This is a genomic window from Collimonas fungivorans, from assembly GCF_028292705.1.
In the GTDB taxonomy this organism is placed as follows: Bacteria; Pseudomonadota; Gammaproteobacteria; order Burkholderiales; family Burkholderiaceae_D; genus Collimonas; species Collimonas fungivorans_B.
The window spans coordinates 21,129-30,469 of record NZ_JAQGLV010000290.1; the positions used below are offsets into that span (position 1 = coordinate 21,129).

General features: G+C 59.9%; 12 protein-coding genes and 1 other RNA gene. 5 read left to right on the top strand and 8 right to left on the bottom strand.

What is annotated here, in order from left to right; translation table 11 throughout:
• The first annotated feature begins 79 nt into the window (after positions 1-79).
• The 3 genes from JWQ61_RS16230 (at position 80) to JWQ61_RS16240 (ending at position 3,480) form a co-directional block, all read left to right on the top strand.
• On the top strand, positions 80-976 hold the full coding sequence (locus JWQ61_RS16230; RefSeq protein ID WP_304361436.1) for a LysR substrate-binding domain-containing protein: 897 nt from the start codon (positions 80-82) through the stop codon (positions 974-976).
• A gap of 5 nt (positions 977-981) precedes the next feature.
• The gene (gene lgt / locus JWQ61_RS16235) at positions 982-1,836 is read left to right on the top strand and encodes a prolipoprotein diacylglyceryl transferase (protein ID WP_304361437.1); all 855 of its coding nucleotides are present in this window, start codon (positions 982-984) and stop codon (positions 1,834-1,836) included.
• A gap of 78 nt (positions 1,837-1,914) precedes the next feature.
• The gene (locus JWQ61_RS16240; protein WP_304361438.1) at positions 1,915-3,480 is read left to right on the top strand and encodes a malonyl-CoA synthase; all 1,566 of its coding nucleotides are present in this window, start codon (positions 1,915-1,917) and stop codon (positions 3,478-3,480) included.
• Here JWQ61_RS16240 and JWQ61_RS16245 read toward each other — a convergent pair.
• The 5 genes from JWQ61_RS16245 to JWQ61_RS16265 form a co-directional block, all read right to left on the bottom strand.
• A complete protein-coding gene (locus JWQ61_RS16245; protein ID WP_304361439.1) occupies positions 3,467-3,928 on the bottom strand; it encodes an EVE domain-containing protein in 462 nt (153 codons plus the stop codon). The two genes, JWQ61_RS16240 and JWQ61_RS16245, sit on opposite strands and share 14 nt — an antisense overlap.
• Positions 3,929-4,021: 93 nt before the next feature.
• Positions 4,022-4,202, bottom strand: a non-coding RNA gene (gene ssrS / locus JWQ61_RS16250) — 6S RNA.
• Between the two features lie 112 nt (positions 4,203-4,314).
• Complete coding sequence (locus JWQ61_RS16255; RefSeq protein ID WP_304361440.1) at positions 4,315-4,626, bottom strand: cell division protein ZapA; 312 nt, start codon at positions 4,624-4,626, stop codon at positions 4,315-4,317.
• Complete coding sequence (locus tag JWQ61_RS16260; RefSeq protein ID WP_120236991.1) at positions 4,623-4,859, bottom strand: DUF904 domain-containing protein; 237 nt, start codon at positions 4,857-4,859, stop codon at positions 4,623-4,625. Before JWQ61_RS16260 ends, JWQ61_RS16255 begins: the two co-directional genes overlap by 4 nt.
• 68 nt (positions 4,860-4,927) lie before the next feature.
• Complete coding sequence (locus JWQ61_RS16265) at positions 4,928-5,437, bottom strand: FUSC family protein (protein ID WP_304361441.1); 510 nt, start codon at positions 5,435-5,437, stop codon at positions 4,928-4,930.
• Between the two features lie 241 nt (positions 5,438-5,678).
• Here JWQ61_RS16265 and JWQ61_RS16270 point away from each other — a divergent pair, with 241 nt between their 5' ends.
• Together JWQ61_RS16270 and JWQ61_RS16275 are read left to right on the top strand one after the other, a co-directional pair.
• The gene (locus JWQ61_RS16270) at positions 5,679-6,278 is read left to right on the top strand and encodes a glutathione S-transferase (RefSeq protein ID WP_304361442.1); all 600 of its coding nucleotides are present in this window, start codon (positions 5,679-5,681) and stop codon (positions 6,276-6,278) included.
• Between the two features lie 139 nt (positions 6,279-6,417).
• Complete coding sequence (locus tag JWQ61_RS16275; protein WP_304361443.1) at positions 6,418-7,548, top strand: lactonase family protein; 1,131 nt, start codon at positions 6,418-6,420, stop codon at positions 7,546-7,548.
• Between the two features lie 12 nt (positions 7,549-7,560).
• Here the strand turns inward: JWQ61_RS16275 and JWQ61_RS16280 are convergent, their stop codons facing one another.
• The 3 genes from JWQ61_RS16280 to JWQ61_RS16290 all read right to left on the bottom strand — a co-directional run.
• The gene (locus tag JWQ61_RS16280; protein ID WP_304361444.1) at positions 7,561-7,785 is read right to left on the bottom strand and encodes a formate dehydrogenase subunit delta; all 225 of its coding nucleotides are present in this window, start codon (positions 7,783-7,785) and stop codon (positions 7,561-7,563) included.
• Positions 7,786-7,836: 51 nt separating this feature from the next.
• Positions 7,837-8,652 carry a formate dehydrogenase accessory sulfurtransferase FdhD gene (gene fdhD / locus JWQ61_RS16285; RefSeq protein WP_304361445.1) on the bottom strand — a complete coding sequence of 272 codons (816 nt, stop codon included), beginning with the start codon at positions 8,650-8,652 and terminating at the stop codon, positions 7,837-7,839.
• Positions 8,653-8,669: 17 nt separating this feature from the next.
• Positions 8,670-9,341, bottom strand: a 672-nt coding sequence (locus tag JWQ61_RS16290) for a molybdopterin oxidoreductase family protein (RefSeq protein ID WP_304361446.1), incomplete at its 5' end; no start/stop codon positions are given.

Here is a 9,341-nt window from a genome sequence, read left to right on the forward strand (position 1 = left end):
GCCTCCGCAGTTCTAGCGTTACGCAGCACAAAAGCCGGTTTCTCTCCGGCTTTTTTATTAGCCATATAGACTTGAATCCATGAACATAGAGCTGCGCCAGCTGCGCTATTTCGTCGCGGTTGCCGAAGAAAGGCATTTCGGCCGCGCCGCGCTGCGCCTGCACATGACGCAGCCGCCGCTGTCGCAAGCGATCCAGGCGCTGGAAGCCAACCTTGGCACGCCGCTGTTCGCCCGCACCAAACGCAGCGTGGCGCTGACCCCGGCCGGGTTGGCGCTGCTGCCGGAAGCGCAGCGCCTGCTGCAGCAGGCCGCCACCCTGCCCGACCTGGTGCGGCGCGCGGCTTCCGGCGAATCCGGCCTGCTTACGCTATCGTTTGTCTCGACCGCCGATTACAGCATCCTGCCGCCGCTGCTGCGCGCTTTTCGCGAGGCGTACCCGCTGGTGCAGATCGACCTGCAGGAAGCCACCAGCGACCTGCAGCTGGCGCAGCTGATGGAGGGCCGGATCGATGCCGGCCTGCTGATCCCGCCGCTGCCGGACAAGGCCAAGCTGGCGCTGGAGTACCAGCCGGTGCTGGCGGAACCGCTGATCCTGGCGGCGCCCAGCGGGCTCAAGGCCTTGCGGGCAAAAAAAGGCAAGATTGCGCTGAGCGACCTGGCCGACATGCCCTTGATCATTTTCCCACGCCGCATCTCGCCCGGCTTCCATGACACCATCCTCGGCTGCTTCCGCGCCGCCGGCGTCACCCCCCACATCGGCCAGGAAGCTATCCAGATGCAAACCATCGTCGGCCTGGTGTCGGCTGGCATGGGGATCGCGCTTGTGCCACAATCGGTGTCGAACCTGCAACGCCCGGGGGTCGATTATCGTGAATTGCAGGACCAGACGCCGCTGGTCGAGACTGGCCTGGCCTGGCGCCGCGATAATGTTTCACCGGTACTGCAAGCCTTTTTGGAATTGTTACGAAAGAAATAAAGAATATGCTGATTCATCCCCTGCCCGACCCGATCGCCTTCTCCCTCGGCCCGCTCCACGTACGCTGGTACGGCCTGATGTACCTGCTGGCGTTCATCCTGTTCATCTGGATCGGCAGGATCAGGATCAAGCAGCCGCATGTTGCCGCCGCCGGCTGGAAAAAAGAGGATATCGACGACATGCTGTTTTACGGCGTGCTGGGGGTAGTGATCGGCGGCCGCCTGGGCCAGGTGCTGTTTTACGATCCGGCCTACTACTTCTCGCATCCATCCGAAATCATCGCCGTCTGGAAAGGCGGCATGTCGTTCCACGGCGGCTTTCTCGGCGTCCTGATCGCCATGGCATGGTGGGGCCGCAAGGCTGGCCGCAAGCTGATGGACATCATGGATTTCATCGCGCCCATGGTGCCGCTCGGCTACGCCGCCGGCCGCCTCGGCAACTTCATCAACGGTGAACTGCCGGGCCGGGTGGTTTCCGACCCGTCGCTGCCATGGGCCATGATCTGGCCGAATGTCGACAACCTGCCGCGCCATCCGTCGCCGATCTACCAGATGCTGGTCGACGGCATCCTGCTGTTCATCCTCCTCTGGATATTCTCGCGCAAACCGCGGCCGCGCATGGCGGTGGCCGGCATGTTCTCGCTGCTGTACGGCTGCGCCCGTTTCTTCACCGAATATTTCCGGGTGCCGGACTATAACGTGACCTTCGGCGGCATCACTATTTCCGCGGGCCAGATGCTATCGGTGCCGATGATCGCGCTCGGCATCGTGCTGCTGGTGATCGCTTACAGGAATCCGCGCCAGTACGCCGGCCCCGCCGATACGTCGCCAGTCAAGGCCGCAAGCAGCTCTCCTACCTGAACCAGCGACGGCAAACGTGTACTTGTGCGCCTGGCAGCAATCAGGAAACGTTTCCCGCGCGCCTCCCCGATACTGAACATGACAGCCAATCTTTACGCCCTTTTTGCGTCCCGCTTCCCTGCCGACAGCACCGCTTGCTGCATCGAAACCCACGACGGCCAGTACTACAGCTGGGGCGACATCGAACGCGCTTCGGCCCGCATCGCCAATCTGCTCAGCAGCCTGGATTTGCCGAGCGGCGCCCGCATCGCGGCGCAGGTGGAAAAATCGCCCGAGGCGCTGATACTTTACCTGGCGACCCTGCGCGCCGGTTTTGTCTACCTGCCGCTGAACACTGCATACCGCGCCGCCGAAATCGAATATTTCATCGGCGATGCGGAACCGGCGGTGTTCGTCTGCACGCCGCAGAATTTCGGCTGGGTGGCGCAGATCGCCTTCAAGGCCGGCACCCGCCACCTGTTTACCCTGGACGAAGGCGGCAACGGCCGCAGAAATTCCGGATCGTTGCTGGCGCGCGCCATGCATCATCCGGATGCGTTTGACACGGTTGAAAAGCAAGCCGACGACCTCGCCGTCATCTTGTATACCTCGGGCACCACCGGCCGCAGCAAGGGCGCCATGCTTTCGCACGGCAATATCGGCTCGAATGCCCAGGTGCTGCAGCAATACTGGCACTGGCACTGGCAAGCCGGCGACGTGCTGCTGCACGCGCTGCCGCTGTTCCATATCCACGGCCTGCTGGTGGCAGCCAACGGCGCGCTGCTGAACGGCAGCAAGATGATTTTCCTGCCGAAGTTCGAGGCCGCCGAAGTCTGCCGCCAGCTGCCGCGCAGCACCGTCTTCATGGGCGTGCCGACCTATTACGTGCGGTTGCTGGCGAGCGGCGGCTTCGACCGCCACACCTGCCGCAATATCCGCCTGTTCGTATCCGGCTCGGCGCCCTTGCTGGCCGATACCTTTGCCGAATTCGCCGAGCGCACCGGCCACACCATACTGGAACGCTACGGCATGAGCGAAACCGCCATGCTGACCTCCAACCCGTATGCGCAGGAGCGGCGCGGCGGCACCGTCGGCCTGCCGCTGCCGGGCGTGTCGCTGCGCTTGATGGGAACCGACAGCGAAGGCCGCGGCGAGGTTTGCAAAACAGGTGAAATCGGCGATATCCAGGTCAAGGGACCGAACGTATTCCACGGTTACTGGCGCATGCCAGAAAAGACGGTGGAGGAATTCACCGCCGACGGTTATTTCAAGACCGGCGACGTCGGCCGCTTCGACAACCAGGGTTACCTGTCTATCGTCGGCCGCAGCAAGGACTTGATCATCTCTGGCGGCTATAACGTCTATCCGAAGGAAATCGAAAGCGTGCTCGATGAAATCGACGGCGTGCTGGAATCCGCGGTGATCGGCATTCCGCACGTCGATTTCGGGGAAGCGGTGACCGCGGTGATTGTGAAACGGCCGGAAGCGAAGCTGACAACGGCGGACGTGATCGCCCTGATGAAAACCTCGATTGCCAATTTCAAGGTGCCGAAGCAGGTATTCTTCGCCGAGGAACTGCCGCGCAACACCATGGGCAAGGTGCAAAAAAATGTATTGCGCGAGCGTTATGCGCTGCCAGCCGCGGGCAGCGTCACGCCTTCATAAGCTTGGCGATATGGCGCCATTCGGCGGCGCTGACCGGAGTGATGGAAAGGCGGTTGCCCCGGCGCAGGATCTGCATGTCGGCCAGCGCTTCCTGCTGCCGCAGTTCGGGCAACGCAATCAGCCGGGTTTTGCGCAAGGCGCGCACATCGACCAGCATCCAGCGCGGGTTTTCGCGGTCGGCCTTGGGGTCGAAATATTTGCTCTTGGGATCAAACTGCGTGTCGTCGGGGTAAGGCGTGCTCGCCACTTCGGCCAGGCCGGCTATGCCCGGCACGGCGCAGCCGGAATGGTAGAACAGCACGCCGTCGCCGACCTGCATCGCATCGCGCATGAAGTTGCGCGCTTGATAATTACGCACGCCGTACCAGGCGATGGTCTGTGCAGACATGGCCAGGACGTCGTCGATGCTGGCGTCGTCCGGCTCGGATTTCATTAGCCAGTAATTCATTTCATCTCTAAGAAATAAATCGAGAAAATAAGCGAGAAAATAAGCCAGAAAATAAAAAAAGCGGCTGCACACATATATGCAACCGCTTCAGAATCAAGTCCCGCCTGTGCCGCTATGTCGGCATCCTGAACCAAAGCAGTTCAAGTTGGCCGCAGTTAGTTCAATTTCGGGTTCATCGGACTAGCGACGCTCACACCTATCGAACAAAATTCCGCAGCCGTTGCGTATAAATGGTTCAAGGATTTTATGACAATCGCGAACACGGCAGGAGACGTTAGTCTACTCCAAACGCATCCCAAGTCAAACCCCTTTTGCTGAAAGTTTTTGCTGCCGTTTTTCCTGCCGCTTTTCCTGCAACATGGCCTGCAGCATGGCTGGCCGCAGGGTCAGAACAAGTCTTCCTGTGCCGCCAGGGCTTCATCCAGTACTGTATGCATTGCGCTTATATTCTGCTTTACTTCCGACATGGTAAGGTCGGACAACGGGCCGGCAGGCGCTTTGCTGCCCAATAATTCAGCGGCGATGCCAAGCGCGGCGATGACGGCGATGCGATCGTTGCCGCGAATTTTCCCGGCGTCGCGGATGGCGGTCATTTTGCCGTCCAGGTAAGTCACTGCTTCCTGCAGCGCCTTCTCTTCGCCTTCCTTGCAAGCCAGGGTATAAGGCTGGCCCATGATGTTAACGCTTAACTGGCTCATGTAAGCTCCCGATCTTGCGACTCTTGCGATAACTCTTGCGGCAATGCCGGAAATTTCTCGAGCAGGGCCGCGACGCGCTGGTGCGCTTCGCTGATGCGTTGCTTCAACTCTTCGTTTTCACTCTGCAAACCGGTTGTGCGCAGGCGCAGCTGGGCATTTTCCCGGCGCAAGGTGTGCGTCAACTCAGCCAGCTGGCCGATTTTTTCTGATAATTGATGGAATTCTGAAATCATTTTGTCACTATAGTGTTGCTAAGGAAATTACGTCAATAGATTCGACCAATGAATCTTGCGGCCGGCCATCAATTCGTGCTGGGAGCCATGCGTTTGAGCACATAGGAATACGCCAGCGACTGCAATAATGCCACGGTACTGCCGGCAATCACCTCTGCGACCCGCAACAAAGCATACTCCAGCTCCTGATGCAGGCCTTTGCCGCCAATCGCGGCAGACATCAGGATCACCACGGTCGCCGGCCCCAGGCGCCAATTGGCCGGATAGTTCTGCAACAGCATGGCCACCAGCACCGATGTTGCCAAAGCGACCAGCAAGGACAGGAATCCCGGGCCGAACAGCACCAGCGCCAGGCAAGCAACAACACAGCCGTTCAGGGTGTTGATCAAACGGGCCCGGAAATTCGCCTTGGCCAGGTTGACATCCGGCTCGGTCACGATAATCAGGGAAATCATGGCCCAATACGGCTCTTGCAAACCCAGGGCGCGCAATCCGTACCAGGTGATCAGCGCGCCCGTCAGGATCTTGATCAGGTAAACCAGGGCGTTTTTTCTGGGGCTAATGAATTGGAAGTCCATCCCGGCCTTTTAAAATCACGATGCGAGCGCCATTTTAGCCGAGAACATGGCGTACCCCGAGATTTCAGTGCCCTGCGCTCTGACAGCGGACTTCGTCCAAGGTTCGTCGATTGCCATTGCGGGTCCGCATATTGCGATCCGGTTTCGATACTGCCCTGCACTTGCGGCAATCCGGCAAAAATGCCGGGGAGGCGGAATTTCTGCTATTTTATGAGCGTTGAATTGTTATAGATACACTAACTTGAAACCGATTTTATTCACCTTCCGCCGCTGTCCGTATGCAATCCGCGCCCGCCTTGCGATCAAGGTCAGCGGCGTCGACGTAGACATGTTTGAAGTCAGCTTGAGGAACAAACCGCAAGCCATGCTGGACTGTTCGCCCAAGGGCACGGTTCCGGTCTTGAAGCTGCCGCATGGCGCGCCGCTTGAACAAAGCCTGGACATCATGCACTGGGCGCTCGGGCAGCACGATCCGGAACAGTGGCTGAGCCCGGACCCTGCCGTGCAGCAGCAGGTGCAGGAACTGATTCAGCAGAATGACGGCCCATTCAAGGGCTACCTGGACCGCTACAAATATGCCGAGCGTTTTCCGGAACACCCCGCTGCCTATTACCGCGCCCAGGGAGCAGCCATCCTGGCGCAACTGGATGCACGCATTGCGCTGCACGGATTCTTGTGCGGTGAAAAACCGGGCATGGCCGACATGGCCATCTTTCCCTTCGTACGGCAATTCGCGCAGGTTGACAAAGAATGGTTTTACGCCAGCGAATACAAGCAGCTGAGAGCCTGGCTGGACCTGCATCTTGAATCATCGTTGTTCAATTCCGTGATGCAAAAATGACTTGCATCCGCCGGCCTGGTCCAATCACGGGCTGCTTCGATTTTTAAGTAGTATTGGAGAAAAGATGCAAAATCAGAGAACACTCATTCGCCGCTCCAAATGGATGGCGCTTTCCATCGCACTACTTACCATGACCAGCATGCCCCTAAGAGCCGAAACCCCGCCGCCCGCCCTTTTCGCCTATGTCGGAACCTACAACCCCAACGGCGAAGGCGTATACCTGTTTAAAGTGGATCGCCAATCCGGCGCGCTGAGCCGGGTGAAAGTCGTCAGCACGCTGCCGAATGCGGCCCAGCTCAATCTCGATGCCGCCGGCAAGACGCTGTATGTAGCCAGCGAGGTGGCCAACTATAACGACAGCCAGCACGGCGTGCTGGCTGCCTACGCGGTAAACCGGACGGATGGTTCGCTGACGCTGCTGAATCAGCAGGATGCGCAAGGCAAGAACCCGGTATATGTGTCGCTGACGCCAAAGCAGGATTACCTGCTCGCCGCCAACTACGGCAGCGGCTCGGTGGCTTCCTTCCCGCTGGCGCAAGACGGCAGCCTGCGGCCGGCCGTGTCGGTCCAGCAAAGCACCGGTCCGGCCGGAGCGGCACGGCCGGAAGCCGCAACCGTCGGCAGCTTTGCCGCCAGCGACCACAATGGTCCGCACGCCCACATGATCGCCAGCGATCCCAGCGGCAAGTTTGTCTTTTCGACCGATCTCGGGCTGGACCGCATCTATCAATGGCGCTTTGACCAAAGCAGCGGCAGCCTGACGCCCAACACACCGCCCTTCATCAAGGCATCGTCGGCCGGCGCCGGCCCGCGCCATTTCGTGTTCCACCCCAACGGCAAATATGTCTACCTGATCAACGAGGAAGCCTCGACGCTGACGCTATACCACTTCGACCAGGCCAGCGGGACTTTGCAGGAACGGCAAACCATCTCAAGCCTGCCGGAAAATTACCAGGGCACCAGTTTTGCCTCCGGCTTGACCTTGAGCCATGACGGCCGCTTCCTGTACGTGGCGAACCGCCTGCACAACAGCATCGCCCAGTTCGCCGTCGGCGCCGAAGGCAAGCTCAGCTGGGTGGGAGAAACCTGGACGCGCGGCGACTATCCGCGCGGCCTGGTGATCGAGCCGCAAGGCCGCTATATCTACGCGCTGAACCAGCACAGCGACAATATCACCCAGTTCGCCATCGACAAACGCAGCGGCAAGCTGAAATTCATCGACAGGTATACCGGGCTGGGCAGCCCTTCGCAGATGGTGTTTTTGCCCTAAGGCTATTGAAGGTTATTGCAAGGTGCCGGCGTGCAGGCGCACCGCCTCCAGCACCATGGGATTAAGCTCGGGGCCCCCTTGCGTTTCGATATACGCCAGCAATTCGCGCCGCATGCGCGGATCCCAGCTGCGCTTCAGGTGGCTGGCGAAATCCGCCATGGCTTGCGAGCGGTCGGGCATGGTCTCGAAGAATGCGCCGATCTGATTCGCCATCTTCACCAGGTGTTCCAGATTCATATGTTTACCTTTCTGCTGCGATTCTACGGTTGGCGAGCGCGTTGGCAAAACTCACGGCAACAGCCGTTGCGGATGAGCGTACACCACGTGGCCGGGCTGCCTCACGAAACCGAGCAAGGTCACGTTAGCCTGCTCCGCCAGCCGGATCGCCAGCGCGGTCGGCGCCGATACCGCGACGATGAAACCGCAGCCCATGCTGGCCGCCTTCTGCACCATTTCATAACTGGCGCGGCTGGTGATCAGCACAGCGCCGCTGGAAAAATCCCGCCGCGGATTTTCTTGCGACAGGGCTCCGATCAATTTGTCGAGGGCGTTATGCCGGCCCACATCTTCCCGCACCAGCGCGATCTTGCCATCCGCCTGCAGCCACGCGGCGGCATGGGTAGCGCCGGTTACCTTCTGCAAATGCTGTTGCTGCTGCATCTCGGCCATCGCTGCATAAATGCCGGCCGCTGAAAAGCGCGCATCGGACACCACCGGCGCCGGTTTGCGCACCGCCTGCTGCAAGGTTTCCGCGCCGCATAAGCCGCAGCCGGTGCGGCCGGTCAGGTTGCGCCGTTTTTCCTTGAGCGCGACAAAACGCTCGGTGGCGATCTGCATCTGCACCTGGATGCCGTCGACCGCCGTGACGATTTCACAATCGAACAACTCGCTGCGATCCTGCAAGATGCCCTCGGTCAAGGAAAAACCCAGCGCAAAATCTTCCAGGTCGGCAGGCGACGCCATCATCACGGCGTGCGAAATGCCGTTGTATTCCAGCGCCACCGGCACCTCTTCCGCAACCACGTCGCGACTCTTGCCGACAGCGCCGTTACGCCACTGCTCTACCTCGACTTCGGTGCTGCTGGCGTATTCGGGTGAGACCATGCTTTTCCTTTGTACCGTTATTTACTGACCGCTGCTTCAGCCGCATGTCCAGCCTGCCCCTGCAGCAGCTTCAGCTGCTGTTCGGTGAAACGACTGAACTGCTTCTGCCATGTCGATGGCTGGCTGACCGGCATCACCTGCACCGCAGTCACTTTATACTCCGGACAGTTGGTGGCCCAGTCCGAATTATCGGTGGTGATCACGTTCGCGCCCGATTCCGGGAAGTGGAAGGTGGTATACACCACGCCCGGCTGCACCCGTTCCGTCACCGTCGCCCGCAACACGGTCTGCCCTGCGCGCGATTCGATGCCGACCCAATCATCGTCCTTGATGCCCCGGTCCTCGGCGTCATGCGGATGAATCTCCAGCCGGTCCTCGCTATGCCATTCGACATTCTCGGTGCGCCGGGTCTGGGCGCCGACATTGTATTGCGACAGGATGCGGCCGGTGGTCAGGATCAGCGGGAATTTCAGCGTCACCTTTTCATCGGTGGCGAAATACTGGGTATTGATGAACTTGCCCTTGCCGCGCACGAATTCCTTGATGTGCATGATAGGCGTACCGTCCGGCGCCGCATCATTGCACGGCCATTGCAGGCTGCCGGCCTGCTCCAGCTTGGCGTAGCTGACGCCGTGGAAAGTCGGCGTCAAGGCAGCGATTTCATCCATGATTTCCGATGGGTGCGCATA

Bases quoted from the DNA above. Each gene is read 5' to 3' on its own strand.
- JWQ61_RS16240 (WP_304361438.1), top strand. From the start codon at position 1,915: ATGACAGCCAATCTTTACGCCCTTTTTGCGTCCCGCTTCCCTGCCGAC.
- JWQ61_RS16275 (WP_304361443.1), top strand. From the start codon at position 6,418: ATGCCCCTAAGAGCCGAAACCCCGCCGCCCGCCCTTTTCGCCTATGTC.
- JWQ61_RS16265 (WP_304361441.1), bottom strand. From the start codon at position 5,437: ATGGACTTCCAATTCATTAGCCCCAGAAAAAACGCCCTGGTTTACCTG.
- JWQ61_RS16255 (WP_304361440.1), bottom strand. From the start codon at position 4,626: ATGAGCCAGTTAAGCGTTAACATCATGGGCCAGCCTTATACCCTGGCT.
- JWQ61_RS16230 (WP_304361436.1), top strand. From the start codon at position 80: ATGAACATAGAGCTGCGCCAGCTGCGCTATTTCGTCGCGGTTGCCGAA.
- lgt (WP_304361437.1), top strand. From the start codon at position 982: ATGCTGATTCATCCCCTGCCCGACCCGATCGCCTTCTCCCTCGGCCCG.
- JWQ61_RS16245 (WP_304361439.1), bottom strand. From the start codon at position 3,928: ATGAATTACTGGCTAATGAAATCCGAGCCGGACGACGCCAGCATCGAC.
- fdhD (WP_304361445.1), bottom strand. From the start codon at position 8,652: ATGGTCTCACCCGAATACGCCAGCAGCACCGAAGTCGAGGTAGAGCAG.
- JWQ61_RS16280 (WP_304361444.1), bottom strand. From the start codon at position 7,785: ATGAATCTGGAACACCTGGTGAAGATGGCGAATCAGATCGGCGCATTC.
- JWQ61_RS16260 (WP_120236991.1), bottom strand. From the start codon at position 4,859: ATGATTTCAGAATTCCATCAATTATCAGAAAAAATCGGCCAGCTGGCT.